The organism is Bacillus cereus group sp. MYBK195-1, from assembly GCF_051916605.1.
In the GTDB taxonomy this organism is placed as follows: Bacteria; Bacillota; Bacilli; order Bacillales; family Bacillaceae_G; genus Bacillus_A; species Bacillus_A cereus.
Map to the genome: position 1 here is coordinate 336,184 of NZ_JBQAGZ010000002.1, position 26,325 is coordinate 362,508.

A 26,325-nucleotide genomic window follows, 5' to 3' on the forward strand; every position below is an offset into this window, starting at 1 on the left:
TTGATAGGTGAGAGAAGCTTTCCTCACCTATCAAATTAAAGTTCTGAAAATTCAGTTAAAAGGAGTGTTAAAAATGGAAAAACGTATCGTTTGTTTAGCTGGTGATGGTGTTGGTCCAGAAGTAATGGAAAGTGCGAAGGAAGTATTGCATATGGTAGAAAGGCTATATGGACATCATTTTCATTTGCAAGATGAGTACTTTGGTGGTGTTGCTATCGATTTAACTGGGCAACCATTACCACAGCGAACACTTGCCGCCTGTTTAGCGAGTGATGCGGTTTTACTTGGAGCAGTAGGTGGACCAAGGTGGGATAGTGCGAAAGAAAGGCCTGAGAAAGGATTATTAGCATTAAGAAAAGGACTCGGTGTATTTGCGAATGTTCGCCCTGTAACGGTAGAAAGTGCAACTGCACATTTATCACCATTAAAAAACGCTGATGAAATTGATTTCGTTGTCGTTCGTGAATTAACAGGCGGAATTTATTTTTCTTATCCGAAAGAGCGAACGGAAGAAGTGGCGACAGATACACTTACGTATCATCGCCATGAAATTGAACGTATCGTTTCGTATGCTTTTCAATTAGCGAATAAGCGGAAGAAAAAAGTAACATCTATTGATAAAGCGAATGTTTTAGAGTCTAGTAAATTATGGAGAACTGTGACAGAAGAAGTAGCAATTCGCTACCCAAATGTGGAAGTAGAACACATTTTAGTAGATGCAGCAGCTATGGAATTAATTCGGAATCCAGGAAGATTTGACGTTATTGTAACGGAAAATTTATTTGGTGATATTTTAAGTGATGAGGCTTCAGTATTAGCTGGATCATTAGGAATGCTTCCATCAGCAAGTCACGCTGAAAAGGGACCTTCATTATACGAGCCTATTCACGGATCAGCACCGGATATTGCGGGGAAAAATAAGGCGAATCCAATTGCGATGATGCGTTCTGTTGCAATGATGCTTGGGCAATCGTTCGGATTAACGAGAGAAGGATATGCAATTGAAGAAGCAGTTTCTGCAGTCCTTAAATCAGGAAAATGTACAGCAGATATCGGGGGGACTGAAACGACAACTTCATTTACAAAGGCAGTTATTCAAGAAATGGAAGAGCAAGCGTTAGTAGGGAGAGGAAGATAATGGGGAAAAGGTTACTAGATAAGCTTTGGGAAAGACATGTAGTTGCGACTAATGAAAATGGATTGGATTTATTATATATCGATCTACATCTTGTTCATGAAGTAACGTCACCGCAAGCCTTTGAAGGCTTGCGGCTTACAAATCGAACAGTCCGCAGACCAGATTTAACATTTGCAACGATGGATCATAATATTCCAACGAAAGATGTTTGGAATATTACCGACCGCATTGCGAAGCAGCAACTAGATACACTTCGGGAAAACTGTAAACAATTTCAGGTGCCATTAGCGGATATCGGAGATGAAGAGCAAGGGATCGTTCATGTAATAGGACCAGAACTTGGGCTTACGCAGCCAGGAAAAACGATTGTTTGTGGTGATAGTCATACAGCAACGCACGGTGCTTTTGGCGCACTAGCGTTTGGTATTGGTACGAGTGAAGTGGAACATGTATTGGCAACGCAAACGTTATGGCAACGAAAGCCGAAAGCGATGGGCATTGAGTTAAAAGGAAAGTTACCGCAAGGTGTTTATGCGAAAGATATTATTTTACACCTTCTTTCAAAGTACGGAGTAGCAGTTGGAACAGGTTACGTAATGGAATTTTACGGAGAGGCCATTCATGCTATGGATATGGAAGAGAGGATGACGCTTTGCAATATGGCAATTGAAGGGGGAGCAAAGGCTGGCATTATTGCACCAGATGAAAAAACGGTTGCTTACGTAAAAGGGCGTAAATATGCACCGAAAGACTATGAATCTATTAAGAAAAAATGGTCAGAACTTTATACAGATTTAGATGCAGTTTATGATTTACATATTCTAGTAGATGTTACGGATTTAGCGCCGTACGTTACGTGGGGAACAAATCCTAGTATGGGCGTTCGGATCGATGAGAAATTGCCAGAAAAGCATGATGCAAATGACGAAAGAGCGTTTTCTTATATGGGATTGAGTCCCGGACAAAGTACGTATGACATTCCAGTTCAACATGTTTTCATTGGATCTTGTACAAATTCCAGGCTTTCTGACTTAGAAATTGCTGCATCTGTCGTGAAAGGTAAAAAAGTAAAAGAAGGTGTGCGAGCACTTGTTGTACCTGGATCTCAAAGGGTAAGAGAAGCAGCGATGCATAAAGGGTTACATCGCATATTTGAAGAAGCTGGATTTGAATGGAGAGAGCCCGGATGCTCAATGTGTCTAGGTATGAATCCAGATCAAGTGCCTGAAGGGGAACATTGTGCCTCTACGTCAAATCGCAATTTTGAAGGAAGACAAGGAAAGGGAGCACGAACGCATTTAGTTAGCCCGGCAATGGCGGCAGCGGCTGCATTATATGGTCATTTTGTTGATATTAGAAAGGAGAGTTATGATGGAGCCATTTCGTATTCATAAAGGTACTGCTGTAGTACTGATGAATGATAACATTGATACAGATCAAATTATTCCGAAGCAATATTTAAAGAGAATTGAAAGAACTGGGTTTGGGAAGTTTTTATTTGATGAATGGCGATATGATAATAATCGCCAAGAAAACCCTAATTTCCCGCTTAATGCACAAGAAAGAAAAGGAGCCAGCATATTAATTACAGGTGATAATTTTGGATGTGGCTCATCTAGAGAACATGCTCCATGGGCACTTGCTGATTATGGTTTCCGCGTTATTATCGCTGGAGGATTTGCCGATATCTTTTATATGAATTGTATGAAAAATGGCATGTTACCGATTGTAATGGATAAAGATATGCGTGAACAACTTGCTAAAACAGATGCGGGGGAACAAATTACAGTTGATTTAGAAAATGAAATAATGACAACGAATACGCATAGATTCCATTTTACAATCGAGAAAATGTGGAAAGAGAAGTTATTAAATGGTTTAGATGAAATTAGTATTACAATGCAATATGAACAAGAAATAAAAGAGTATGAAAGAAAAGTGGCTTTACATTAAAAAATGACGGAATATTAAAAATGTATTTACATTCAAAATTAACTGTTATATACTATGTGAAAATCAGAGGAGAAAGGGAGTAAGTATTATGAATATCGTGCAATCTATTACAATGCTTACACAACTACATCATCATACATGAAACCCTTGAACCTAGCGTGAAAACGTGTAGGTACAAGGGTTATTCCCGTTGTACCTACACTCTACTGAAGAGCCTTGTAGGTATTTTGTCTACAAGGCTCTTTTTATTTTCGGCTTAGGGGAATGAAATAGGCATACATTAGAAGGGGAAAGGTGTGAAAATTTAGATGACAAAATGGAAACGAGCAAACCCGAATGGAACGAGAGATTATTTATTCGAAGAATGTACGTTAATTGAAGAAGTAGAACAAAAACTAAGACTTACTTTTTTAGAGAGAGGTTATGAGGAAATAAGAACACCTACAATTGAATTTTATGATGTTTTTGCATTTCAAAATAGACCGATAGATGAAGAGAAGATGTATAAATTTTTTGATGAAAAGGGAAGGATTATCGTTTTACGTCCAGATATGACAATTCCTTTAGCGAGAGTTATTGGAACACAGAGACGGGATACGCCACTTAAAGTGACGTATAGCGGGAATGTATTTCGAGCGAATGAATCCCATTCTGGAAAATATAATGAAATCGTACAAAGTGGTATTGAAGTTATCGGGATTGATAATGTAAGAGCTGAAATTGAATGTGTAATAAGTGTCATTCAAGCACTTCAAAAGTTGAAGGTGCAATCTTTTACAATTGAGATTGGGCAAGTACAGTTATATAAATGTATTGTAAAAAAACTCTCCATCCATGATGAAGAAGAAAGGGTACTTAGAACATATATAGAAAGTAAAAATTATGCTGCCCTCTCAAATTTTATCGGAGAAAAGAAATTAGATCGATGCGATGAGACAGTAAGGTTACTTGAGAAATTGCCAAGGCTATTTGGAAATTTAGAAGTTATTGAGGAGGCAGAAAAGCTTGCTTCAAGTAATGAAATGAAAATGGCAATTGCAAGAATAAAAGAAATGTATGAAACAATTGAAACGTTAGGATATGGTTCTTACATATCAATTGATTTGGGCATGATTCAACACTTAGATTACTATACGGGTGTTATTTTCAAAGGATATATATATGAAATTGGAGAAGAAATCGTTAGTGGCGGAAGATACGATGAGCTAATTGGCAATTTTGGAGAAATGCTGCCAGCTGTTGGACTCGCGGTACAAGTAAATCAAATTGTGAAGGCGCTGCAAGAGCAGCAAGAACCATATGAACGAAATCAAATTGATATTGTGATTCATTATGAGTTAAATACAATAGCGGAAGCAGAAAGGCTACGAAATTTACTTCGAAAGGATGGAAAAAATGCTTGGTTATCTCTATTCTCTAATTTAAGCGATACCTTTCAATTCGCAAGAAAAAATAAAATAGGAACGGTCGTTGAGGCAAAGAATGAATACTTAGTGGAATATGTATGGAATGAGAAATGGGTAGTCCAGAAAGAAGGAGAGGCTTCATGCGTAACATTCAAATTGCGTTAACGAAAGGAAGATTAGAAAAACATGTCATTCCACTTTTTGAGCAGATTGGAATTGATTGTTCCGAGCTCAAAAATAAAGGTCGGAAGCTTGTATTTCAAAGTAAAAATACAAATATTTCATTTATTTTAGTAAAAGCGGTTGATGTTGCTACTTATGTAGAACATGGGGTAGCTGATATTGGCATCGTTGGAAAAGATATTTTAATGGAAAACGAGAAAGATATTTATGAAATGCTGGATTTAGGAGTGGGGATTTGTAAGTTTTGTGTGGCATCTATTCCTACGTATAATCCGAAGAGTTACCGGAAGAAAAGAATTGCTACGAAATACCCGCATATTACTTCTACTTATTTTCATGATAAGGGAGAGGATGTAGAAATTATTAAAATAGAAGGTTCTGTAGAAATCGCTCCTCTTCTTGGATTGGCGGATGCGATTGTAGATATTGTTGAAACAGGAAAAACATTACAAGAGAATGGACTCATTGTATTTGAGGAAATGCACTCTATATCGGCTCGGATGATTGTGAATAAGGCAGCTTTAAAAACTAAAAAAGACGAAATATTCAGTATTGTAAATATGATGGAGCAAGAAATCTTATCAGGGAAATAGGAGGATTTAAAGTGGAAATCATTTATGAAGATTTTAAGGAGGCATTATCTAAAATAAAAGTGCTAAGAGAAAACGCTAATATAATAGAAGAAACTGTTCAAAGAAGTGTAAGAGAAATCATTAGAAATGTAAGGGAAGGAAAAGATGAGGCTTTATCTTTCTATACAAAAAAGTTTGATGGTGTAGAGATGAAAGATTTTCGTGTAAGTGAAGAAGAAATACAGCAAGCGAGTATGTTTGTAGAGAATTCATTTTTAGAAGCTTTAAAAGAGGCGAAGAAAAACATTGTTTCGTATCACGAAAAGCAAAAGAAGCACTCAATATTCGATTGTGAAAGTAAAGGGATAATTAGAGGGCAACTCATTCGGTCGTTAGAAAATGTAGGTGTATATGTACCGGGTGGGACAGCCTCATATCCTTCTTCAGTATTAATGAATGTATTGCCGGCGAAACTCGCAGGTGTGAAAAAGATTGTAATGGTAACACCGCCGAGGAAAGGAGGAATTGATCCGCATATATTAGCTGCTGCAGATCTTGCGGGAGTAGATGAAATTTATACGATAGGTGGAGCACAAGCAATTGCTGCGTTAGCATACGGGACGGAATCGATTCCGAAAGTGGATAAAATAGTTGGACCGGGAAATTTGTACGTCGCTCTAGCGAAACGAGAAGTATACGGAATAGTAAATATCGATATGATTGCTGGTCCATCAGAAATTGTAGTTGTCGCGGATGAAACAGGTAATGCAAAATATATCGCAGCGGATTTATTATCGCAAGCAGAGCATGATGAGAGAGCAACGGCGATTTGTATTACAACGAATATGGAACTAGCTAAAGAAGTAGAAAAAGAGGTAGAAAGACAGTTAGAAACGTTACCAAGAAGTGAAATTGCACGTGAATCAATAAATAGAAATGGAGCCATCTTTATCGTTGCTTCTTTAGAGGAGGCACTAAAGTTATCAAATAAAATTGCTCCAGAACATTTAGAGTTACATATAAAAGAACCGATGAATGCTCTAGATTATGTGAAACATGCAGGCTCTATTTTCCTTGGGCCATATGCACCTGAAGCGCTCGGGGATTATTTGGCGGGACCGAATCATGTATTACCAACGAGCGGAACGGCAAGATTTTTTTCTCCGTTATCAGTCGATGATTTCGTGAAAAAATCAAGTTTTATTTCTTATACAGAGGAAGCATTAAAAAATGTACAGCATCATATTGTAGAGCTTGCAAATAAAGAAGGGTTACATGCACATGCGAGAGCAATCCAAATAAGGTTTGAGGAGGAAAAATAATGCGTCAGTCCAGTCAAGCACGTGAGACGACAGAAACAAAAATTAAATTAAGTTTGCAGCTTGATGAAAGTACGAGTGTATCTATTCAAACGGGGGTTGGTTTTTTCGATCATATGCTGACTTTATTTGCTAGACATGGAAGATTTGGATTGCAAGTTGAGGCAGAAGGTGATGTATTTGTCGATGCACATCACACCGTTGAAGATGTTGGAATTGTACTCGGAAATTGCTTGAAAGAAGCATTGCAAAATAAAGAAGGAATTAATCGTTACGGTTCCGCGTATGTACCGATGGATGAATCTTTAGGATTTGTTGCAATTGATATAAGTGGACGCTCATATTGTGTATTTCAAGGGGAATTAATAAATCCGAAGCTTGGGGATTTTGATACAGAATTGACGGAAGAATTTTTTAGAGCAGTTGCACATGCTGCCAATATTACATTACATGCGCGCGTTCTATACGGAAGTAATACACATCACAAAATTGAAGCATTATTTAAAGCTTTTGGTAGAGCGCTTAGAGAAGCGGTCGAAAAAAATGCCAACATTACTGGTGTAAATTCAACGAAAGGGATGTTGTAATTGATTGCCATTATAGATTATGGAATGGGGAATATTCGCAGTGTAGAGCAAGCATTAAAATATACTGGCGCAGAGTACATTGTAACGAGTGATAAAGAAGAGATATTGAGAAGCGATGGCGTGATTCTACCGGGAGTAGGTGCATTTCCGAAAGCGATGGAAGTATTAAAAGAAAGAGATTTAGTGTGTGTACTAAAAGAAGTTTGTGACATAGGAAAACCACTCCTCGGTATATGTTTGGGCATGCAACTTTTATTTGAACGAAGTGAGGAACTAAAAGATTGTAGCGGGTTAGGTTTACTACCAGGGGAAATTCGTAAGTTAAAAGTTTCGTATAAAATTCCTCATATGGGATGGAATGAATTAAGGAAGGAAAGAGAATTTCCGCTTTGGAATGGTTTAGTGGATGGTTCTTTCGTGTATTATGTTCACTCATATTACGCGGATTGTCCAGATGAAATTGTATGCGGAGTAAGTGATTATGGAATGCAAATACCAGGGTTTGTCGCGAAAGGAAATGTATTTGGTGCACAGTTTCATCCAGAAAAAAGTGGCGAAATAGGCATGCAAATATTAAAAAATTTTCAAGGAGTGGTAGAAGCATGGAAATCTTCCCAGCTATCGATTTAAAAGAAGGGCGATGCGTTAGACTTTATCAAGGAGAGTTTAGTAAAGAAACGGTGATGAATGAAGATCCGGTAGCGCAGGCGATCATATTTGAAAAGCTTGGAGCGGAAATACTACACATTGTTGATTTAGACGGTGCAATTGCTGGCGAGTCGTTAAATTTGCCCGTCATTGAAAAAATCTGCAAGGCGGTACGTATTCCTGTGCAAGTGGGAGGAGGAATTCGTTCACTTGTAACGGTGGAGAAGTTATTGTCAGCAGGTGTAGAAAAAGTGATTTTAGGAACAGCAGCTCTTTATGATAAGTCATTTTTAGAGGAAGCAGTTCGTCTATATAAAGAGAAAATCATTGTTGGAATTGATGCGAAAAATGGTTTCGTAGCAACGAGAGGTTGGCTTGATCTGTCTGAAATTTCTTACGTTAGTTTAGCGAAACAAATGGAAAGTTTAGGTGTTCAAACGATTGTGTTTACAGACATTTCGAAAGACGGGACGCTTGCAGGTCCAAATTTTGAACAATTAGCGATACTTCAAAAAAGTGTTGGCATTCGTCTCATCGCCTCTGGAGGAGTGGCATCTATTCAAGATGTGAAAAAGTTAAATGATATGAATATATATGGTGTCATAATTGGAAAGGCGCTTTACGAGAAAAAGATTGATTTAGAAGAAGTGTTACAGGTAACGAAGTTATGTTAGCGAAACGAATCATTCCATGTCTAGATGTGAAAGAAGGGCGAGTCGTAAAGGGTGTAAATTTTATAGGATTACAAGATGTCGGTGATCCGGTTGAAATAGCTGAAGCATATAACGAGGCAGGGGCAGATGAAATCGTATTTTTAGATATTACAGCGACTCATGAAGGAAGAAAAACGATTATAGATGTTGTAGAAAAAACAGCAGCTAAAGTATTTATTCCTCTTACGGTTGGCGGGGGGATTTCAAGTGTGAAAGATATGTACAATTTACTAAGAGCTGGAGCAGACAAAGTTTCAATAAACTCAGCGGCAGTGCGAAACCCGAAGCTTATAGAAGAAGGGGCAGAACACTTTGGATCACAATGTATTGTCGTGGCAATTGATGCTAGAAAAGTAGCAGAAGGTAAATGGAACGTATATGTCAACGGCGGAAGAGTTGACACAGGAATGGATGCTATAGAATGGGCGAAGCGTGTTGTTAAACTTGGGGCAGGTGAAATTTTGTTAACGAGTATGGATGCAGACGGAACGAAAAGCGGATATGACCTTCGTTTAACAGAAGAAATTTCAAAAAGTGTTTCCATTCCAGTCATCGCATCAGGGGGCTGTGGTCATACGGATCATATTATAGAAGTTTTTCAAAAGACAACAGTTGATGCAGCGTTAGCGGCATCCATCTTTCATTATGGTGAGGCGACAGTGCAGAGTGTAAAGCGAAAATTAAGAGATGCAAATGTTGAGGTGCGGTTATGAAACCTAATTTTTCAAAAGGATTAATACCAGCAATTGTCATCGAAGAAGGTACGAAAGAAGTTTTAATGCTAGCTTATATGAATGAAGAAGCATATGAAAAAACGTTAGAGACGAAAAGAACATGGTTTTATTCTCGTTCGAGGCAGTCGTTATGGAATAAGGGGGAAACATCAGGGAATGTTCAATATGTGCAATCTTTATATTTAGATTGTGATCAAGATTCAATTGTTATGAATGTGAAACAAGTAGGACCTGCTTGTCATACGGGAGAGAAGACATGTTTTCACTATCAAATTATATAGGGGGATACATATGGAAAATGCCTTTAAGTTGCTGTATAAAACAATTGAAGAACGAAAGGAAAGCCCACTTCCTGAATCGTATACAAATTATTTATTTTCAAAAGGAGAAGATAAAATTTTAAAGAAAATTGGTGAAGAGTGTGCTGAAGTAATTATCGCATGTAAAAATAATGATAAAGAAGAAGTAGTGAAAGAAATGGTTGATGTATTTTATCACTGTTTCGTTTTATTAGCTGAAAAAAATATTACATTGGAAGATGTCATGCGAGAGGTGAAAGAACGAAATGGAAAGCTTTCGAAAGTTGGGGATAGAAGGGAAATAGATACATTATAAGGGGGAATGTATATGAAAGTAGATTATCATCTTCACTTAGAAGAAGGACCGTATTCAATAGGATGGCTTTCTAAAATAAATGAAGCGCTGGAACGTTATGAACCGCTTCAAGAAAGGCATTCTATTGATTGGCTTATGAAAACACAAGAGCGTTTGCAAAAGCGTGTGAAGGAAGGGCCATTTACAACAGAATGGATGGACCTCTATTTAGAAGAAGCTGTGCGAAAAGGTATAAAAGAAGTGGGAATTGTTGATCATCTATATCGTTTTCATGAAGCGAAAGGATATTATGAAAAATATGTAGATATTAGTGATTCTAAGCTCGGTCGTATACAGAAGGAATGGTTAGATCAAGTAAGGGTAGTTTCACTGTATGATTTTACAAAGGTTATTGAAGAGGCGAAAGAACGATGGAGTAAAAGAGGTGTCACGCTTAAACTTGGAATTGAAGCGGATTATTTTATTGGTTGTGAAGGAGAGTTAAAAGAATTATTAGCGCTAGGAGACTTTGATTATATAATTGGTTCTGTTCATTTTCTAAATGGCTGGGGATTTGATAATCCAGATACGAAAGAATATTTTGAGAAGCATGACCTACGCGCATTATATGATATGTTTTTTAAAACAGTTGAGAGTGCGATTCGTACCGAGTTATTTGATATTATCGCTCATCTTGATAATATAAAGGTATTTAATTATCGATTGGATGAGAATGAACAGCTTTCTTATTATGAGGAAATTGCCTGTGCGTTAGTAGAAACGAATACGGCAACAGAAATAAATGCAGGATTATACTATCGTTATCCTGTTCGTGAAATGTGCCCAAGTCCACTATATTTACAAGTATTAGCTAAGTATGGTGTTCCAATTACGATTTCTTCGGATGCCCATTATCCAAATGATTTAGGGAATTATGTACAAGAAAATGTACAAACATTACGAGCTCACGGTGTTACTCAGGTTGCAACATTTACGAAGCGAGCAAGAGTAATGAGGTCGCTTGAAGAAGAAGTAACAAATTCAAAATGAAACGCAATTTTTTGATGAAAACCGTCCTTTTTGTTCAAAATAAGAAAGAATGAAAAGGAGGGTAAGAAATGGCGAAACAACAACATAAACAAAATGTACAAGGTGCACAGCAACAAGCTTATACTTCTGAAACGAATGCTGTATCTCAATCGGTTATTGAGGAGCAAATTAGCGATACGGTTGCAGAAGGAACGATTGATGTGAAGCTTGGAAAAGAATCGCAGGAAAAAGCGTAAGAAAAGGGGAGAGTTGCATCTCCTCTTTTTTCATGGAAAAGTGTCGATTTTTAAAACTATAATCAAATTCCTTGGTTTTTATATGTGGATTTCTTACAATGAAATATAAGAGATATCTTATTTTCTATAGAAGAGGTGTTAGTAGTGGCAAAAATATTAGTAGCGGGAAAAATTCCGGAAATTGGATTAGAACTATTAAAAGATCATGATGTAGAAATGTACGATAAAGAGGAGTTAATTTCTATAGATGAATTAACAGAGCGTGTAAAAGATAAAGATGCATTGTTAAGTTTACTTTCGACAAAGGTGCCAAAAGAAGTTATTGATGCAGCGCCTCATTTAAAGATTGTTGCAAACTATGGTGCTGGTTACGACAATATTGATTACACGTATGCGGGCGAAAAAGGAATTGCAGTTACGAATACACCGAAAGTATCAACGGAAGCGACTGCAGAATTAACATTTGCACTTCTTTTAGCAGCGGCGCGTAGAATTCCTGAAGGGGATACGTTATGTCGTACGACCGGATTTAACGGATGGGCACCGTTATTTTTCTTGGGACGAGAAGTCCATGGTAAGACAATCGGAGTTATAGGTCTTGGAGAAATCGGGAAGGCTGTTGCAAAACGTGCGAAAGCATTTGGAATGGATGTTTTATATACAGGGCCAAATCGTAAGCTTGAAGCTGAAAGTGAACTGGGAGCAACGTATGTGACGTTGGAAGAATTATTACAAACAGCAGACTTTATTACAATTAACTGTGCTTATAATCCAAAATTACATCATATGATTGATGAAGAGCAGTTTAAAATGATGAAGAAAACAGCGTATATTGTAAATGCTTCACGTGGACCAATTATGAATGAAGCAGCACTTGCTCATGCATTAAAAACGAATGAAATTGAAGGAGCAGCTCTTGACGTGTTTGAATTTGAACCGAAAATTACAGAAGAGTTAAAAGAATTAAAGAATGTAGTACTTGCTCCACACGTAGGGAATGCAACATTTGAAACTCGTGATGCGATGGCTGAAATGGCTGTTAGAAATATTTTAGCTGTATTAAACGGCGAAGAGCCAGTAACACCTGTAAATGAAAAGGTATTAGTCACAAAATAAAAAGAAACCTTCCGGACTCGGAAGGTTTTCTTATTTTTCTTTATTTGTTTTTTTAGACGGTCTTTGTCTAATGAATTGAGATAACATGTACAAAATATATAGTGGAATGGCAATGAATAAGAAAACAGAAAAATTTCCAAATCCTGTTTGATACATTGTAATAATGATTCCAACTAAAAATAGTGTAATAATGATGCTATATCGTGGAATTGGTACATCTTTTAAACTTGGGATACGAATGCGGCTCACCATTAAAAATGCGAACGTTACAAATACGGTAATAAGAACGATTTTTGGAATGGTATGTGAAAATAACGTTAAGAAAGCAACAAGCCCTCCCGCTGCTGTAATCGGTACTCCAGTGAAATATTTCATTGAAGTAGAAGATGGTGTTACATTAAATCGTGCTAAACGATATGCTCCGAAAAGAGGGAATAATCCCGCTATGTATAATCCGATGATTCCGTAGTTTGAGAAAGATGTGTAATACATTAAAACAGCTGGTGCTGCACCAAATGTTACGACATCTGCAAGCGAGTCGAGCTCTTTTCCCATTTGTGAATCAACACGTAATAAACGAGCAACACGACCATCAAGACTATCTAACATCATCCCGATAAGTACTAAAATAGCAGCTGATTTATAATATCCTAAAGATGCATAGCCGATTGATAAAAATCCGCTATATAAATTTCCGAGCGTAAATAAGTTTGGAATAGCTGCTCTATACAAAATCTGATCCCTTGCTTTCTGTAATAAATTCTTAATTAGTGTATGAAAGTTTACTTATTTTATCATACCATAAATTTATTCCTCATACGAAAGAAATTACCAATTTGTGAAAGATTTCATAGAAGGATGGTTTGAAAATTAAGTGAAAATAAAAAGAGGAAGCAACTTGTATAAAGTTGCTTCCTTTACTATTCAAATTTCGTTGTCATCGTTCCAGTTTTATATCGATTATTAGGATCGAAGCGTAATAAATCTCCATAAATTAATTTATCGGAGAGTTTTAATTCTGTTTTTGCTTTTTCAATATACGGCTGACATAGCGTCATGTCAGCTTCTTCACCCGTACTTCTTTTGTAGCACATATTTTTTGTATAAACATACTCTTCAGAAACAAAGCTACCATCACGCATTACCATAAGCGGGTCTTTCTCTTTAATAAATAAGTCAGTTCCAAATTCAACGGATTTATTTGTTTTAATACCAAGTAAATGAAGGAGCGTTGGCTTAATATCAATTTGACCGGATACTTTAGAAACAACTTTTCCTTCTTGGCCAGGCACATGAATAATAAGAGGGACTCGTTGTAATTGCATAGAATCGAATGGTGTAATAGTATCTTTTCCTAGGAACTGTGCCATAGCTGCGTTATGGTTTTCGGAAATACCGTAATGATCACCATAGATGACAATAACGGAATTATCATACAATCCTTCTTCTTTTAATTGTTTAATAAATAATTTAAGAGCTTCATCTGTGTAACGAACAGTTGGGAAGTAGCGGTTTACAACACCACTTTCCGAGTTGAATTCATCAACATATTGATCTTCCGGATTTAGAAGAAATGGAAAATGATTTGTTAATGTAATAAATTTTGTATAGAACGGTTGCGGTAAAGATTTTAACTTTGGAATAGATTGTTCAAAGAACTCTTTATCTTTTAATCCCCAACCGACAGACATTTGCTCCGTTCCTGCGTAATCATTTAAATTAAAGTAACGATCATATCCAAGCGCAGGATACATTACATCCCGATTCCAAAACGTTTTATCATTTGAATGGAAGACGGCAGAAGAATATCCGTATTTCTTTAATTGTTCTGGTGTCGCTGTGTATTCATTTGTTGCATGAGTAAAGAATACAGAACCACGATCTAGCGGATAAAGTGAGTTTTCAACGATAAATTCAGCATCAGAAGTTTTACCTTGTCCAGTTTGATGATAGAAGTTATCGAAATAGAAACTATCCTTAATAAATTCATTTAAAAATGGTGTAATTTCTTTTCCATTTATTTTTTTATTAATAACAAAGCTTTGTGTAGATTCCATTGAAATTAAAATTACATTTTTACCTTTTGCAGCTCCAAATAAGTTTTTATCAACTTGTTTGTCTTTTGAGTCTGTATAGTTTTTAATTTCAGAAAACCCATCCCCACTTGCAAATACACGCTCAGCTGAGGACTTGGATTGAAGCGTAATATCAAATAGATGATATGTGTATAAACCTAAATTCTTCACGACAGTTTGACGGTCAAATGAGCGTGAGAACATTTGTGGTTTATAAATAACTGATACAACAATTTGTAGTGCTAATAAAGCTGTTACACCGCTAAAGAAAGTTCGCTTCTCTGAGCGGGAAAGTGGTGTTTTGTCCCCAAATGATGGGAATTTACGCGAAATAAACATTAAAATAATTGCATCTGCAAATAAAAGTAATGTTTTGTACGTAAAGAGTTCTTTTATACTTGTCCCTAAATCAGCCATATTGTTTGTTTGGAATAAAACCGGGAAAGTAACGAAATCGTTATAGAACCCATAAAACATTGCGTTTCCAAATAAAATAAATGACAGTATAAAACTGATTCCAATTATAATTCGGTTTCGGTGCTTAGATGCAAGTAAAGCTAAGCCGAAAAATAAAAGTAACGCAGCTAGTGGATTGATAAAAAGCATGAATTCTTCAAAGAAATTATCAATTTTAATATCAAATGCTAGCTTGTACACAATATATGTTTTAATCCATAGTAAAACGACTGCAACGAGTGCAAATCGCAGTTTTGGAAACAGATGTTGTAGCATAATATACTCCTCTCCTAAAAAGCATGACAGTTCTTGAGAGTCAGTTTGCTTAACGACTCATTTTATATATACGAACAGTCCTTTGTTATTATGATTATTATACTATGAGTATCATTATACGAAAATAAAAGAAGGTTGTGGGCTTTTTTATAATAATCGAGTAGAAAAAGAGTGGTGGGAGACAATAAAACAGAATTTCTATGTATGATAATTATCGTACGCAGAAAGAATCGCGTGATAATACGGAGGTTATAATGCGAAAATTATTATGTTTTATAGCATGCAGTAGTGTTATATTTTTTACTTCACCGAGTGTGTCGGTAGCCCAATATGATGCACCTCTTATGGAAGATGCACTTTATTCTGTTTTATTTCCAAAAATAAATAAAGCAATTGAAAAACAATATGGAAGTTTGAAACCTTATCAATGTCCTAAAATTATTAGTTTAAAAAAAGTGTATAGCGGTACATATTTATTTCAAGCAAGTATTGAAGTGACAAAGTATGAACGTGTTGCTGGGAAAATTGCTCCACCATTTGAGAAGGTAACGATTACATTTAATAACGAAGAAGGCGAATGGGAAGTAACAAAGGTATTAGTAAAGCGCTTACCAGACGATACGAAATTAAACTGCAAAAAAACAATATAAAAAATTGTTTGACAAATAAAATGGTCCTTTGGTATTGTTAATAGCAACAATTAGATGTTTGAAAATTAAATAGACTTACCTCATCTACTCTCAAAGGTAGAGGCCGCGATAGGAAAGAGTAAGCTATGGGAGATTTAATGGAATCTGTGATCATAGGTTGAAAGGGACTATTGCCGAAATATAAGAATAACCATCTTATTCATATATTGGGACTGCATTGAATAAATGTAGTACTGTCATAATATTTATTTTATGGAGAGCTATTTGGAGATGTTGATGCGGTTTCTTATTTTGAGGAGATAACAACTCGTTTATTTTTTCAATATATATTTTTCCTAATAAGAAACGCGTGTGAACATTGTTCCGCGCGTTTTTTGTCTATCTAAAAGCGTGCTGCAATGAATAGAAGATTGGGGTTATGAGTTTTAGAGGAAATAAGGGAGGAATTTAAATGTATTTACACGGCACAAGCCGAATTAATGGGCAAGGACACTTAGAAATTGGAGGGTGCGATACGACGCAGCTAGCAAAGCAATACGGAACACCACTTTATGTATACGATGAAGAGTCTATCCGAGGAAAATGCCGAGCATTTCATCGTGCTTTTAAAGAAAGTGGTTTCTCTTATCAAGTAGCATATGCAAGCAAGGCGTTCTTGTGCATGGAGATGTGCCGAGTAGCTCGTGAAGAGAGTATGTCATTAGACGTTGTTTCTGGGGGAGAATTATATACTGCGCTCCAAGCAGGATTTCCGGCATCACGTATTCATTTTCATGGAAATAATAAAACAGAAGAAGAAATAGTGATGGCTCTTCAGGCGAATATCGGTTGTTTTGTCGTAGATAACTTCTTTGAATTAGAAGTTTTACACGATTTAGCGATGCAACATGGGAAATTTGTGAACATATTAATTCGTGTAACGCCTGGAGTAGAGGCGCACACACATGAATATATTACAACAGGTCAAGATGATTCGAAATTTGGATTTGGCGTTTCAAACGGTCAAGCGATGCAGGCAATTAGATTTGCTGTACAAAAATCCAATTATAATGTGCTAGGGATCCATTCACATATTGGATCACAAATATTTGAAACAGCTGGTTTTGTTCGAGCGATTGAAGTTCTTCGCCAATTTTTAGAAGAAGTGAGAGAGCAAACAAACTATGTAGTAAAAGTGTTAAATGTAGGCGGAGGATTTGGAATACGTTACACAGAGTCAGATACACCATTAACTCTTGAGACATATGTGCGAGCTGTAACAAGTGCAGTGAGAGAACAATTTACTGTATGTGAATATCCATTGCCAGAAATATGGGTTGAACCAGGCCGTAGCATTGTAGGTGATGCTGGGACAACACTTTATACAGTTGGATCTGTGAAAGATATTCCTGGTATTCGGAAATATGTATCAGTCGATGGTGGAATGACAGATAATTTAAGACCAGCTTTATATAGCGCGCGTTATGAAGCGATGTTAGCGAATCGAGGGAATGATGAGAATGAGGAACTCGTTTCGATTGCCGGGAAATGCTGTGAGACTGGAGACATGTTGATTTGGGATATTCATTTACCGAAAGTCGCTGCTTCTGATTTACTAGCAGTTTCCTGTACAGGAGCATACGGGTACTCGATGGCGAATAATTACAATCGGATTCGAAGACCAGCTGTTGTCTTTGCAAAAGGCGGAACATCGCAAGTAGTTGTGGAACGTGAAACATATGAAAATATTATTGGGAACGATCGCATACGTATTAAAGAGCTTGTCTAAATAGGAAAAGGAGTTGTTCGTATGGGCAATTCCTTTTTTATAAAATAAAATAATTAAAATATATCGGAAAACTAGGATTGAAAAAAATCAGAATTGTGATAAAATACAAATACAAAGCTTATCAAGAGAAGCGGAGGGAACTGGCCCGAAGAAGCTCGGCAACCTGCTTATAGAAAGCAAGGTGCTAAATCCAGCAAAATGGGATCCATTTTGAAAGATAAGGTAAAATATATTACCGAACAGTCTTTTCGAAATGGGAAAGATTTTTTTTATGAATAAAAAGGGGGGCTGTTTGCGTGAGTGTACGGGAACATTTTGATGAAGTATCCGAGAAGATTGAAGCGATGCTTGCTGATATGAAATATGGTTCAATTACAATTGTTGTGCAAGATGGAAAAGTAATTCAGTTAGAGAAAAGTGAAAAAGTACGTTTAAAGTGAAAAGCGCTGACTAGAAAAACTAGAGGCGGTTTTAACCTATTTTCATTAGGTTAAAACCGTCTTTTTGCTTTTACAGGGGGAAAAAACATGTTGACGTATGAAACGTGGGAAGAAAATGTTGTTTCATTTTCGGAAGAAGACGAAACAAAAGGCGCACTATCAGTATTAAAGTGGGCTTATGGAGAGTATAAAGATGAAATTGTCTACGCATGTAGCTTTGGGGTGGAAGGTATGGTATTGCTGCACCTTATAAACCAAGTAAATCCATATGCTAAAGTCGTATTTTTGGATACAAATGTTCATTTTCAAGAAACGTATGAATTAATTCGGAAAGTGCGGGAAAGATTTCCTTCATTGAATATTATAGAAAAACAGCCAGAACTTACACTTGATGAACAGGCGAAGTTGCATGGTGAAAAACTGTGGGAGAGCAATCCGAATCTTTGTTGTAAGATTAGAAAAATTTTACCTTTAGAAAAATCATTAGTAGTGGAAAAAGCATGGATATCAGGCTTAAGAAGGGAACAATCAGAAACACGTAAGCATACAAAGTTTATAAATCAAGATCATCGTTTTCAATCTATTAAAGTTTGTCCACTCATTCATTGGACGTGGAAAGAAGTTTGGCGATATGTATACAAACATAGCTTGCCGTATAACCCGTTGCATGATATTGGTTATCCAAGTATTGGGTGTGAGAAATGTACGTTACCTGTTGGGGATGGTGGCGATTCAAGAGATGGTAGATGGGCTGGAAAAGTGAAAACTGAATGTGGTCTTCATTATCAATAAGATGAATCTTGAAATAAAGCTAAGAGAGGATATAGAAAAATGAGCATAGTAAACGAATTAGTAAACCGTATAGATGAGGCATATGACGTATCACAAATTGAAAAAGAAATTAAGTTAGACAATATTGCGTTAAGTGATTTAGAACTATTGGCGACAGGTGGATATAGCCCCCTTACTGGTTTTTTAGGGAAGGAAGATTATGATTCAGTCGTAGAAACGCTTCGTTTAGCAAATGGTAGTGTGTGGAGTATACCAATTACATTACCTGTAACAGAAAAAGTCGCAGAAAGCCTGAAAGTTGGAGAGGAAGTAAAGCTTGTCAACAATGGAAATATATATGGTGTCATTCAAATAGAAGATATTTTTGTACCAGATAAAGAAAAAGAAGCGTTACTTGTATATAAAACAACGGATGGGGCTCATCCAGGAGTGGAAAAATTATATGAACGACCAAACGTTTACGTTGGAGGAACTATTATTCTAACAAAACGCTTTGAAAATAATCAATTTCCTTCTTATCATTTAGACCCAATTGAAACGAGGGAAGAATTTAAAAAACGTGGGTGGAAAACAGTGGTCGGGTTTCAAACGAGAAACCCGGTACATCGTGCCCATGAGTATATCCAAAAGTCTGCTCTTGAAATTGTAGATGGTCTCTTTTTAAATCCGCTCGTTGGAGAAACGAAATCGGATGATATTCCTGCTGATGTAAGAATGGAAAGCTATGAAGTACTCCTTCAAAACTATTATCCGAAAAAGCGTGTCTTTTTAAGTGTATTTCCTGCTGCCATGCGTTACGCAGGACCAAGGGAAGCGATATTTCATGCGTTAGTAAGAAAGAATTTTGGATGTACCCACTTTATAGTAGGGCGCGATCATGCAGGGGTAGGAGATTATTACGGTACTTATGAAGCGCAAGAAATTTTCACGAATTTTACGATAGAAGAGTTAGGAATTACACCACTATTCTTTGAACATAGTTTTTACTGCACGAAATGTGAAGCGATGGCTTCAACGAAAACATGTCCGCACGGAAAAGAAGATCATGTTATTTTATCGGGTACAAAAGTAAGAGAATTATTAAGAAACGGTGAGATTCCGCCGAGTACATTTAGTCGTAAAGAAGTAGTGGAAGTACTAATTAAAGGATTGAAAAAAGCAGTAGTAACAGAATAGGGAGAGAACGAGATGGATACGAATATTACTTGGCATACAGCGTCGGTTTCAAAAGATGAGAGAAGAGCGAAGAATGGACATCACAGTTTTGTAATTTGGTTTACTGGTTTATCAGCTTCGGGTAAATCTACAGTAGCGAATGCGGTCGCTCGTAAACTGTTTGAAAAGAATATTGGAAATTATGTGCTGGATGGGGATAACATTCGTCACGGTTTAAATAAAGACTTAGGATTTTCTGAAAGTGATCGCATGGAAAATATAAGACGTATTGGCGAAGTGGCAAAGTTATTTGTAGATCAAGGAACAGTTGTCCTTACAGCATTTATTTCACCATTTCGAGTAGACCGTAAACAAGTAAGAGATTTATTAGCGGCAGATGAATTTATTGAAATTTTTGTGAAGTGTCCGATTGAAGAGTGTGAGAAACGTGATCCGAAAGGGCTTTATAAAAAGGCAAGAAAAGGTGACATTAAGGATTTCACAGGTATTGATTCGCCTTATGAAGAGCCAGAGCAAGCGGAATTAATTGTAGAAACGCACAAATATTCTATTGAAGAATGTGCAGAACAAATCGTGAAGTACTTACAAGAGCGTAGTTTTATATAGGGGGATAAACAATGAGTTATGAAAAAGTATGGGCTAACAATGAAAAATTAAATCAGACCGAGAAAAATAAATTAGAAAAAGATGGCTTAGAAATTTTTAATGATATTCCTTACTATGCGGAAAATGGTTTCGAATCTATTCCGAAAGAAGAGTGGGATGCCTTTAAATGGGCAGGCTTGTATTTACAAAGACCGAAAGAAGCTGGTTATTTTATGATGCGGGTAAATATTCCGTCAGGGATTATTACAAATGCACAGGCAGAAGTACTTGCTTCTATCGCTGAAGATTATGGACGTGATGTAATAGATATTACGACGAGACAAGCGATTCAGTTTCATTGGTTAGAAATTCATCAAATTCCAGATATTTTTAATAGATTAGCGAGAGTTGGATTGTCTTCAGCTGGAGCGTGTGGTGATATAACGCGTAATATTACAGGTAATCCGCTTGCTGGCATTGATGCAAATGAATTATTTGATACAACGCATATTGTAAAAGAAGTATACGATTACTTCCAGCATAATGAAGAGTTTTCTAATTTACCACGTAAATTTAAAATGTCTATTAGCTCTAATATTTATAACTCAGCAAACGCAGAGATTAACTGTGTTGCATTTACACCTGCTACGAAAGAAATAGATGGTGAGAAAAAAGTTGGTTTTCATATAAAAGTAGGTGGAGGATTATCAGCCCGTCCGTATTTAGCTGAGGAATTAGATGTATTCGTTTTACCAGAAGAAGTGAAGGCGGTGGCGATTGCGATTGCTACTATATTCCGTGATTTTGGATATCGTGAGAAACGTCATTTAGCTCGGTTGAAATTTCTTGTTGCGGACTGGGGAGCAGAGAAATTTAAAGAGAAACTAATAGAGTATACAGGGCCTTTACAAAGTAAAGGGGAAAGTGCACTCAAAGGATGGAATGCAGGCTATTTTTATGGTGTTCAAGACCAAAAACAAGAGGGATTAAAATATGTAGGTTTTAATGTACCGGTAGGTCGTTTACATGCAGAAGAAATGTTTGAGATTGCAAGAATCGCAAAGCAATATGGAAATGGACAAATTCGTACATGTAACTCGCAAAACTTCATTATTCCGAACGTTCCTCCGGAAAATGTAAAAGGATTACTTAGTGAACCGCTGTTTGAAGCGATATCTGCTAGCCCGAAATCATTTATTGGTCATGCGGTTTCATGTACCGGTATTGAATATTGTAATCTTGCACTAGTAGAAACGAAAGAAAGATTACGAAAAATTGCAGAATACTTAGATACACAAATTGCACTCGATGTTCCAGTTCGAATTCATATGGTAGGCTGCCCGAATTCATGTGGTCAACGTCAAATTGCTGACATTGGGTTACAAGGTGTGAAAATGAAAACGAAGGAAAAAGGCATTGTTGAAGCGTTTGAAATATACGTAGGTGGAACATTATTAGATGGCGGTGCCTACAATCAAAAGTTAAAAGGAAAAATAGATGGCGAGGATCTACCTGATGTACTCGCATCATTTATAAGTTATTTCAAAGAGAATAAATTACCAGCCGAAACATTTTATGATTTTGTAGGTCGTGTTGGTGTAGATACATTACAAATAGCGTTAAATAACGTGCTAGAAGAAGTAATAGCGTCTTAGGAGGGACGATATGGATTTATATCGATTTGAAGCTGTATTAGTGAGTGATATTGTTCCGATAGTTGTTGTTGCTCAAAGTGAAGAACAGGCATTTAAGCTTGCGGAGATTGAGCTTGAAAAGCATTTTTTACCGTTGCCAGAGGTAAAAGAGATTTCTTTGTTTGAAAAAAAGAAGATTCGAAAAGGTGCGGCATTTGTTATCCATGAGTAGAGATCAGTAATACGAAAAAATAAAAACTTCCATTCTTATATACGAATGGAAGTTTCATTTTAATAGAAGAAATGAGGAGAGATGATGGGAAAGGTTTATATTGTTGGAGCGGGTCCTGGCGATCCAGATTTAATTACTGTTAAAGGGTTGAAATGTATTGAGAAGGCAGATGTTATTTTATACGACCGACTTGTGAATAAAGAGCTGCTTTCACACGCAAAGCCTGACGCGGATTTAATTTATTGCGGAAAACTCCCGAATTATCACACGATGAAGCAAGAGACAATTAACACGTTTCTTATTAAGTATGCGAAAAAAGGAAAAGTTGTAACGAGGCTTAAGGGCGGCGATCCATTTGTGTTTGGTAGAGGGGGAGAAGAAGCTGAAGCATTAGCAAAGCAAGGTGTACCATTTGAAATCATTCCTGGTATTTCAGCTGGAATAGCTGCTCCTGCTTATGCGGGCATTCCAGTGACGCACCGTGATGCAAGTGCAAGTTTTGCTATTGTGACTGGGCATAGGAAAGAAGGTGCTGAAGAAGAAGTGAAATGGGAAAGTTTAGCGAAAGGTGTAGAGACTTTAGCGGTATATATGGGGGTTAGTAATTTGCCCTACATATGTGAGCAACTTATGAAGCATGGAAAAGATAAAAGTACGCCAGCTGCTATTATTGAGCAGGGGACGACGTCTATGCAACGCACAGTTGTTGGAACGTTAGGGACAATTGTAGATGTTGCGAAAAAAGAGCAAATTCAAAATCCGAGCATGATTGTAATTGGAGAAGTTGTCCGTTTTAGAGAAAAAATTCATTGGTTTGAGAAGCAGACAGAAAATGCTTATCAAGTAAGTGGAGTGTTGTAAAATGAAAGCCGTTTTATATATATGTCATGGAAGTCGTTTGAAGACAGCGAAAGAAGAGGCGATTCAATTTATTACATCGTGTATGAGCCGTATAGAAGCGACTATTCAAGAAGTTTGTTTTTTAGAGTTAGCGAATCCTTCTATTGAAGATGGTTTTCGTACATGTGTGAAGCGTGGGGCCACAGAGATTATTGCTATCCCTGTTTTTTTATTAGCGGCAGGTCATGTGAAGAAAGATATTCCGTTTGAATTGGTAAAGCTCAAGAATCAATATCCAAATGTTAAAGTGACTTATGGTAATCCGTTTGGTGTATCAGAAACACTTGTTAAATCGGTGTATAGCGGAAGTGGCATCGAACAGGAAGATAAAAATGAAGTGACGTTACTTCTCGTTGCAAGAGGGAGTAGTGATCCTGAAGTATTAAGAGATATAAACTGGATTGCTTCTTTATTTCAAACAAAAGAGAAGGTTAAAAAAGTAGAAGTTTGTTATTTAGCGGCTGCAGAGCCAAAATTTGAGAAGAAGTTAAAGGAAGTAGTAGAACGAAAAGAAAAGAACATCGTTGTACTGCCTTACTTGTTATTTACAGGTTTACTTATGAAACATATTGAGAAAGAAGTGCGCCAACATGAATTGGAAGAGATAAAAATCAGTCCATATTTAGGGAAGAATGAAGCGTTTCAAGATATGTTAATTCAGAAAACGACGGAGTTATTGAAAGGAGATCAGTATGTATCCACTTACAGTGCGAGTTAATGAGAAACGCGTTGTTGTTATTGGCGGGGGAAAAGTTGCAGGATTTAAAATTATTCCTTTACTCAAACAGGGTGCGGATATAGTTGTGATCAGTCCAGAATTAGATGCGAATTTAGTAAAACTTGTGGAAGAAAAGAAAATTCGTTGGTATCAAAGAGAATATGAAAAAAGTGATATTAAAAGTGCTTTTTTAGTTGTTGCAGCGAGTAGTGATTCAATATTAAATGAACAAGTTGCTGAAGATGCCGCTGAGAATCAATTAGTAAATGTTATTACAAATCCGGAAAGTGGTAATGTTCATTTTCCGGCAGCGATTCATCGTGGTTCACTTAATATAGCAGTTTCTACTGGGGGAGCGAGCCCGAAGCTCGCAAAAAAAATTCGAGATGATATTGCAAATAAATATGATGAGACATATGAATCGTATTTAGATTTTTTATATGAAGTAAGGTTGAAGTTAAAAGATTTACAGTTAGAAAAGAGGGAACGAAATATATTGCTCCAAGAAGTGTTGAAATCAGTATATGTGCAAAACGAGGGGAAAAGAGAAAGTTTTTTACGAGAATTAGAGGAAAAGATTTTAAAATAATAAAAGATAAAGTGCGCTTTACAAATATAAAAATATAATTTATAATCACAAGTAACTTCAATAGATGAAATCGATGAGCAAGAAGAGTACGTATATTTGATGCGTTCAGAGAGCTGGGGTTAGGTGGGAGCCCGGTACGATAAAATATACAGAATGGGCTTGCGAGAGGTATGTTGAACATTGTAGTAGGCAACCCGGGTTCCGCCGTTAAAAGGATAGAGTATCGGAATTATTCCTGTACTTGAACAAGTGGGATTTATCAATCCAATTGAGGTGGTACCACGGTATTTATATTACATATATCGTCCTCTACATGCATATTTGCGTGTAGGGGACTTTTTTATTTTCTAAAGGAGGTGTGCGAGTATGAAATGAAAGTGTATAATTAACAAAAGTTTAAATATTCAGAAAAGGAGAATTTATGATGAAAGAAACACAGCAATGGACGTCGAAAATAGGCTTTGTACTCGCAGCAGCCGGAGCCGCAGTAGGTCTTGGTGCGATATGGAAATTTCCATATGTTGCAGGTAATGGCGGGGGAGGCGCATTCTTCCTTGTATTTTTACTATTAACTTTATTTATAGGTATGCCTCTTTTAATAGCGGAGTTTGTTATTGGACGTAGCACGCAAAAAGAGGCCGTTACAGCTTATAAAGTACTAGTACCAAATAGCAAAGTATATCCTTGGATTGGTCGTATGGGAGTTGTTACTTGTTTTAGTGTACTATCTTTTTATAGTGTTGTAGGTGGATGGATTTTACTTTATTTATATTATAGTGTGACAGGAAGTTTCTGGAATAGAGCAGCTGATTATGGACAATTGTTCGGTGAAACGATTTCAAATCCGTTAAGTGCGATTGGAGCACAATTTATCTTTATGCTTTGTACAATTTTTGTCGTAAGTAAAGGTGTAGAGAAAGGTATAGAAAAGGCAAGTAAGTACATGATGCCGCTATTATTTATTTTATTTATTGCGATTATTGTTCGTGCGTTAACACTCGATGGTGCTTTTGCTGGAGTAGAGTTCTTCTTAAAGCCAGATTTTTCAAAGCTTACAGCAGATACGATTTTATACGCGATGGGACAATCTTTCTTCTCACTAACAGTAGGTGCCTCAGTAATGGTCACGTATAGTTCGTATTTAAAGAAAGAGGAACATTTAGCGAAATCAGCAACATCTATTGTAAGTTTAACTGTTTTTGTTACAGTACTTGCAGGATTAGCAATTTTCCCAGCGATTTTCGCATTAGGAGTAAAACCAACTGAAGGACCAGGATTACTGTTTATCGTCCTTCCGGCAGTATTTGCAAAAATACCATTTGGTCAATTTTTCTTTATTATGTTTTTAATTTTATTCTTCTTTGCGACTTTAACATCAGCAATTTCAATGCTTGAAATTGTAGTAGCATCTGTTGCGAAAGGTAATGAGAAGAAGCGTCCGTCAGCATCATTATTAATCGGTATTCTTATTTTTGCAGTCGGTATTCCATCAGCTTTATCATTTGGGATTATGAGTGACGTGAAAATATTCGGGAAAACATTCTTTGATTTAGTTGACTTTTCGGTAAGTAACGTATTGCTGCCGTTAGGAGTACTAGCTATTTCATTATTTGTACCAAATAAAATGAGTAAAGAGTTATTGATGAAAGAATTAGAAGTGACGGAAACGAAGGGGAAAACGTTATTTAACATTTGGTTCTTCTTACTTCGTTATGTTATTCCGGTAACTGTAATAATTGTATTTTTAAATGCGATAGGTGTATTTAAAATGTTTGCATAAAAAAA

Annotated in this window: 29 protein-coding genes, 2 riboswitches and 1 other annotated feature; of the genes, 27 read left to right on the forward strand and 2 right to left on the reverse strand. The window is 36.6% G+C overall.

Going from position 1 to position 26,325, the window contains the following annotated elements:
• Window positions 1-73: 73 nt before the first annotated feature.
• The 15 genes from leuB to ACTFRY_RS11465 all read left to right on the forward strand — a co-directional run bounded on the left by leuB (window position 74) and on the right by ACTFRY_RS11465 (window position 12,249).
• Window positions 74-1,138 carry a 3-isopropylmalate dehydrogenase gene (gene leuB / locus ACTFRY_RS11395; RefSeq protein ID WP_000415380.1) on the forward strand — a complete coding sequence of 355 codons (1,065 nt, stop codon included), beginning with the start codon at window positions 74-76 and terminating at the stop codon, window positions 1,136-1,138.
• Complete coding sequence (gene leuC, locus ACTFRY_RS11400; protein ID WP_000518102.1) at window positions 1,138-2,532, forward strand: 3-isopropylmalate dehydratase large subunit; 1,395 nt, start codon at window positions 1,138-1,140, stop codon at window positions 2,530-2,532. The genes leuB and leuC overlap by 1 nt, the downstream gene beginning before the upstream one ends.
• The gene (gene leuD, locus ACTFRY_RS11405; protein ID WP_044796653.1) at window positions 2,510-3,091 is read left to right on the forward strand and encodes a 3-isopropylmalate dehydratase small subunit; all 582 of its coding nucleotides are present in this window, start codon (window positions 2,510-2,512) and stop codon (window positions 3,089-3,091) included. Before leuC ends, leuD begins: the two co-directional genes overlap by 23 nt.
• 308 nt (window positions 3,092-3,399) lie before the next feature.
• Window positions 3,400-4,662, forward strand: coding sequence for an ATP phosphoribosyltransferase regulatory subunit (locus tag ACTFRY_RS11410; RefSeq protein ID WP_000170290.1), 1,263 nt, complete (start codon window positions 3,400-3,402; stop codon window positions 4,660-4,662).
• The gene (gene hisG, locus ACTFRY_RS11415) at window positions 4,638-5,273 is read left to right on the forward strand and encodes an ATP phosphoribosyltransferase (RefSeq protein WP_001244486.1); all 636 of its coding nucleotides are present in this window, start codon (window positions 4,638-4,640) and stop codon (window positions 5,271-5,273) included. The genes ACTFRY_RS11410 and hisG overlap by 25 nt, the downstream gene beginning before the upstream one ends.
• Window positions 5,274-5,284: 11 nt before the next feature.
• Entirely contained in the window at window positions 5,285-6,574 is a 1,290-nt protein-coding gene (gene hisD, locus ACTFRY_RS11420) for a histidinol dehydrogenase (protein ID WP_000402917.1), read from the forward strand.
• Window positions 6,574-7,158, forward strand: a complete 585-nt coding sequence (hisB, locus tag ACTFRY_RS11425; RefSeq protein ID WP_001249950.1) for an imidazoleglycerol-phosphate dehydratase HisB — start codon at window positions 6,574-6,576, stop codon at window positions 7,156-7,158. Before hisD ends, hisB begins: the two co-directional genes overlap by 1 nt.
• A complete protein-coding gene (gene hisH, locus ACTFRY_RS11430) occupies window positions 7,159-7,788 on the forward strand; it encodes an imidazole glycerol phosphate synthase subunit HisH (protein ID WP_000560362.1) in 630 nt (209 codons plus the stop codon). It abuts the gene before it with no gap.
• Window positions 7,761-8,480 (forward strand): 1-(5-phosphoribosyl)-5-[(5-phosphoribosylamino)methylideneamino]imidazole-4-carboxamide isomerase, encoded by a 720-nt coding sequence (gene hisA / locus ACTFRY_RS11435; RefSeq protein ID WP_098616296.1) that lies wholly within the window; start codon window positions 7,761-7,763, stop codon window positions 8,478-8,480. The genes hisH and hisA overlap by 28 nt, the downstream gene beginning before the upstream one ends.
• The gene (gene hisF / locus ACTFRY_RS11440) at window positions 8,474-9,232 is read left to right on the forward strand and encodes an imidazoleglycerol phosphate synthase cyclase subunit (RefSeq protein WP_000880109.1); all 759 of its coding nucleotides are present in this window, start codon (window positions 8,474-8,476) and stop codon (window positions 9,230-9,232) included. The genes hisA and hisF overlap by 7 nt, the downstream gene beginning before the upstream one ends.
• Complete coding sequence (gene hisI, locus ACTFRY_RS11445; RefSeq protein ID WP_000803963.1) at window positions 9,229-9,534, forward strand: phosphoribosyl-AMP cyclohydrolase; 306 nt, start codon at window positions 9,229-9,231, stop codon at window positions 9,532-9,534. Before hisF ends, hisI begins: the two co-directional genes overlap by 4 nt.
• Before the next feature lie 10 nt (window positions 9,535-9,544).
• On the forward strand, window positions 9,545-9,868 hold the full coding sequence (hisE, locus tag ACTFRY_RS11450) for a phosphoribosyl-ATP diphosphatase (RefSeq protein ID WP_000426356.1): 324 nt from the start codon (window positions 9,545-9,547) through the stop codon (window positions 9,866-9,868).
• 12 nt (window positions 9,869-9,880) lie between these two features.
• Window positions 9,881-10,897: a histidinol phosphate phosphatase domain-containing protein gene (locus ACTFRY_RS11455; RefSeq protein WP_000861856.1), complete on the forward strand. Its 1,017-nt coding sequence runs from the start codon at window positions 9,881-9,883 to the stop codon at window positions 10,895-10,897.
• A 68-nt stretch (window positions 10,898-10,965) separates the two neighbouring features.
• A complete protein-coding gene (locus ACTFRY_RS11460) occupies window positions 10,966-11,133 on the forward strand; it encodes a YozQ family protein (RefSeq protein WP_440032345.1) in 168 nt (55 codons plus the stop codon).
• A gap of 144 nt (window positions 11,134-11,277) precedes the next feature.
• Window positions 11,278-12,249, forward strand: coding sequence for a 2-hydroxyacid dehydrogenase family protein (locus ACTFRY_RS11465; protein WP_001062840.1), 972 nt, complete (start codon window positions 11,278-11,280; stop codon window positions 12,247-12,249).
• A 30-nt stretch (window positions 12,250-12,279) separates the two neighbouring features.
• Here the strand turns inward: ACTFRY_RS11465 and pssA are convergent, their stop codons facing one another.
• Complete coding sequence (gene pssA / locus ACTFRY_RS11470; RefSeq protein WP_000285418.1) at window positions 12,280-12,981, reverse strand: CDP-diacylglycerol--serine O-phosphatidyltransferase; 702 nt, start codon at window positions 12,979-12,981, stop codon at window positions 12,280-12,282.
• A gap of 188 nt (window positions 12,982-13,169) precedes the next feature.
• Window positions 13,170-15,056: an LTA synthase family protein gene (locus tag ACTFRY_RS11475; protein WP_000939082.1), complete on the reverse strand. Its 1,887-nt coding sequence runs from the start codon at window positions 15,054-15,056 to the stop codon at window positions 13,170-13,172.
• Between the two features lie 254 nt (window positions 15,057-15,310).
• Here ACTFRY_RS11475 and ACTFRY_RS11480 point away from each other — a divergent pair, with 254 nt between their 5' ends.
• The 12 genes from ACTFRY_RS11480 (at window position 15,311) to ACTFRY_RS11535 (ending at window position 26,320) form a co-directional block, all read left to right on the forward strand.
• Window positions 15,311-15,706 (forward strand): DUF3888 domain-containing protein, encoded by a 396-nt coding sequence (locus ACTFRY_RS11480; protein WP_001228751.1) that lies wholly within the window; start codon window positions 15,311-15,313, stop codon window positions 15,704-15,706.
• An 89-nt stretch (window positions 15,707-15,795) separates the two neighbouring features.
• A riboswitch (Lysine riboswitch) is annotated at window positions 15,796-15,977 on the forward strand.
• A 180-nt stretch (window positions 15,978-16,157) separates the two neighbouring features.
• Window positions 16,158-17,474, forward strand: a complete 1,317-nt coding sequence (lysA, locus tag ACTFRY_RS11485; RefSeq protein ID WP_098616294.1) for a diaminopimelate decarboxylase — start codon at window positions 16,158-16,160, stop codon at window positions 17,472-17,474.
• A 115-nt stretch (window positions 17,475-17,589) separates the two neighbouring features.
• Window positions 17,590-17,698: riboswitch (SAM riboswitch) on the forward strand.
• A gap of 72 nt (window positions 17,699-17,770) precedes the next feature.
• A complete protein-coding gene (locus ACTFRY_RS11490; protein ID WP_000116158.1) occupies window positions 17,771-17,914 on the forward strand; it encodes a YezD family protein in 144 nt (47 codons plus the stop codon).
• Between the two features lie 87 nt (window positions 17,915-18,001).
• Window positions 18,002-18,706 carry a phosphoadenylyl-sulfate reductase gene (locus tag ACTFRY_RS11495; RefSeq protein ID WP_000959010.1) on the forward strand — a complete coding sequence of 235 codons (705 nt, stop codon included), beginning with the start codon at window positions 18,002-18,004 and terminating at the stop codon, window positions 18,704-18,706.
• A gap of 39 nt (window positions 18,707-18,745) precedes the next feature.
• The gene (sat, locus tag ACTFRY_RS11500; RefSeq protein ID WP_000029483.1) at window positions 18,746-19,882 is read left to right on the forward strand and encodes a sulfate adenylyltransferase; all 1,137 of its coding nucleotides are present in this window, start codon (window positions 18,746-18,748) and stop codon (window positions 19,880-19,882) included.
• 12 nt (window positions 19,883-19,894) lie between these two features.
• Window positions 19,895-20,488 (forward strand): adenylyl-sulfate kinase, encoded by a 594-nt coding sequence (gene cysC / locus ACTFRY_RS11505; protein WP_000380494.1) that lies wholly within the window; start codon window positions 19,895-19,897, stop codon window positions 20,486-20,488.
• A gap of 11 nt (window positions 20,489-20,499) precedes the next feature.
• Entirely contained in the window at window positions 20,500-22,122 is a 1,623-nt protein-coding gene (locus tag ACTFRY_RS11510) for a nitrite/sulfite reductase (protein ID WP_000119607.1), read from the forward strand.
• Window positions 22,123-22,132: 10 nt separating this feature from the next.
• The gene (locus ACTFRY_RS11515) at window positions 22,133-22,333 is read left to right on the forward strand and encodes a DUF3906 family protein (protein WP_000366918.1); all 201 of its coding nucleotides are present in this window, start codon (window positions 22,133-22,135) and stop codon (window positions 22,331-22,333) included.
• Between the two features lie 84 nt (window positions 22,334-22,417).
• Window positions 22,418-23,194, forward strand: a complete 777-nt coding sequence (gene cobA / locus ACTFRY_RS11520) for a uroporphyrinogen-III C-methyltransferase (protein ID WP_000521255.1) — start codon at window positions 22,418-22,420, stop codon at window positions 23,192-23,194.
• A 1-nt stretch (window position 23,195) separates the two neighbouring features.
• Window positions 23,196-23,951 (forward strand): sirohydrochlorin chelatase, encoded by a 756-nt coding sequence (locus tag ACTFRY_RS11525; protein ID WP_000648890.1) that lies wholly within the window; start codon window positions 23,196-23,198, stop codon window positions 23,949-23,951.
• Window positions 23,926-24,540, forward strand: a complete 615-nt coding sequence (locus tag ACTFRY_RS11530; RefSeq protein ID WP_000283365.1) for an NAD(P)-binding protein — start codon at window positions 23,926-23,928, stop codon at window positions 24,538-24,540. Before ACTFRY_RS11525 ends, ACTFRY_RS11530 begins: the two co-directional genes overlap by 26 nt.
• Before the next feature lie 64 nt (window positions 24,541-24,604).
• Window positions 24,605-24,853: a binding site (T-box leader), on the forward strand.
• A 111-nt stretch (window positions 24,854-24,964) separates the two neighbouring features.
• Window positions 24,965-26,320 carry a sodium-dependent transporter gene (locus ACTFRY_RS11535; RefSeq protein WP_000665441.1) on the forward strand — a complete coding sequence of 452 codons (1,356 nt, stop codon included), beginning with the start codon at window positions 24,965-24,967 and terminating at the stop codon, window positions 26,318-26,320.
• Window positions 26,321-26,325 lie beyond the last annotated feature (5 nt).

Coding starts and splice junctions, on each gene's coding strand:
- leuB (WP_000415380.1), top strand. CDS start 74: ATGGAAAAACGTATCGTTTGTTTAGCTGGTGATGGTGTTGGTCCAGAA.
- leuC (WP_000518102.1), top strand. CDS start 1,138: ATGGGGAAAAGGTTACTAGATAAGCTTTGGGAAAGACATGTAGTTGCG.
- leuD (WP_044796653.1), top strand. CDS start 2,510: ATGGAGCCATTTCGTATTCATAAAGGTACTGCTGTAGTACTGATGAAT.
- ACTFRY_RS11410 (WP_000170290.1), top strand. CDS start 3,400: ATGACAAAATGGAAACGAGCAAACCCGAATGGAACGAGAGATTATTTA.
- hisG (WP_001244486.1), top strand. CDS start 4,638: ATGCGTAACATTCAAATTGCGTTAACGAAAGGAAGATTAGAAAAACAT.
- hisB (WP_001249950.1), top strand. CDS start 6,574: ATGCGTCAGTCCAGTCAAGCACGTGAGACGACAGAAACAAAAATTAAA.
- hisA (WP_098616296.1), top strand. CDS start 7,761: ATGGAAATCTTCCCAGCTATCGATTTAAAAGAAGGGCGATGCGTTAGA.
- hisF (WP_000880109.1), top strand. CDS start 8,474: ATGTTAGCGAAACGAATCATTCCATGTCTAGATGTGAAAGAAGGGCGA.
- hisI (WP_000803963.1), top strand. CDS start 9,229: ATGAAACCTAATTTTTCAAAAGGATTAATACCAGCAATTGTCATCGAA.
- hisE (WP_000426356.1), top strand. CDS start 9,545: ATGGAAAATGCCTTTAAGTTGCTGTATAAAACAATTGAAGAACGAAAG.
- ACTFRY_RS11455 (WP_000861856.1), top strand. CDS start 9,881: ATGAAAGTAGATTATCATCTTCACTTAGAAGAAGGACCGTATTCAATA.
- ACTFRY_RS11460 (WP_440032345.1), top strand. CDS start 10,966: ATGGCGAAACAACAACATAAACAAAATGTACAAGGTGCACAGCAACAA.
- ACTFRY_RS11475 (WP_000939082.1), bottom strand. CDS start 15,056: ATGCTACAACATCTGTTTCCAAAACTGCGATTTGCACTCGTTGCAGTC.
- ACTFRY_RS11480 (WP_001228751.1), top strand. CDS start 15,311: ATGCGAAAATTATTATGTTTTATAGCATGCAGTAGTGTTATATTTTTT.
- lysA (WP_098616294.1), top strand. CDS start 16,158: ATGTATTTACACGGCACAAGCCGAATTAATGGGCAAGGACACTTAGAA.
- ACTFRY_RS11495 (WP_000959010.1), top strand. CDS start 18,002: ATGTTGACGTATGAAACGTGGGAAGAAAATGTTGTTTCATTTTCGGAA.
- sat (WP_000029483.1), top strand. CDS start 18,746: ATGAGCATAGTAAACGAATTAGTAAACCGTATAGATGAGGCATATGAC.
- cysC (WP_000380494.1), top strand. CDS start 19,895: ATGGATACGAATATTACTTGGCATACAGCGTCGGTTTCAAAAGATGAG.
- ACTFRY_RS11510 (WP_000119607.1), top strand. CDS start 20,500: ATGAGTTATGAAAAAGTATGGGCTAACAATGAAAAATTAAATCAGACC.
- ACTFRY_RS11515 (WP_000366918.1), top strand. CDS start 22,133: ATGGATTTATATCGATTTGAAGCTGTATTAGTGAGTGATATTGTTCCG.
- cobA (WP_000521255.1), top strand. CDS start 22,418: ATGGGAAAGGTTTATATTGTTGGAGCGGGTCCTGGCGATCCAGATTTA.
- ACTFRY_RS11525 (WP_000648890.1), top strand. CDS start 23,196: ATGAAAGCCGTTTTATATATATGTCATGGAAGTCGTTTGAAGACAGCG.
- ACTFRY_RS11530 (WP_000283365.1), top strand. CDS start 23,926: ATGTATCCACTTACAGTGCGAGTTAATGAGAAACGCGTTGTTGTTATT.
- ACTFRY_RS11535 (WP_000665441.1), top strand. CDS start 24,965: ATGAAAGAAACACAGCAATGGACGTCGAAAATAGGCTTTGTACTCGCA.